We start from the raw sequence: 435 nt of genomic DNA, 5'->3' as shown, positions 1-435 counted from the left end.
CGACGAGGGCGTCCCGGAACGGCTTGACCGCCGGGTGGCCCGACGGTTCCAACAGAAGCTCGGGTCCATCGGGTGCCTCGGGTGACACGACTGTGAGCCATGCGTCATCGCCGATCGGGACATCGCGACGCTTCGTGAAGCCGAGCACGTCGGTGTAGAAGGCGAGCGCTGCCCGTTGGTCGTCGACGGGGATGCTGGTCAGTTCGATTCGCATGAGGTGAATTCTTTCCCCTCCGGCACCACTGCGGGGACCGGGCGGTCATCGTCGCTGGCGCAGCATCTGGTTGAGTCGCGCCGCCTGGAGCGTCTGGTGGTCGCGTTCGGCGAGATTCGGCGCGTTCCTTGCCGCGTCCACATAGAGACGGGCGGCGAGTTCGAGGTCACCGTTCTTCTCGTGGAGGTACGCGGCGACCGCATCGCGTCGCGGGATGTGAC

1 protein-coding gene is annotated in these 435 nt (G+C 66.4%); it reads right to left on the bottom strand.

The window, feature by feature from the left end:
- The coding region (locus tag M3180_RS22370) for a VOC family protein (RefSeq protein WP_251671638.1) at positions 1-214 on the bottom strand (214 nt) is incomplete at its 3' end.
- Positions 215-435 lie beyond the last annotated feature (221 nt).

The sequence above is a fragment of the Paenibacillus camelliae genome, from assembly GCF_023715345.1.
Taxonomy (GTDB): Bacteria; Bacillota; Bacilli; order Paenibacillales; family Paenibacillaceae; genus Pristimantibacillus; species Pristimantibacillus camelliae.
The sequence above is the reverse complement of the archived record's forward strand: the minus strand, read 5'-3'. Positions and strand labels throughout refer to the sequence as shown.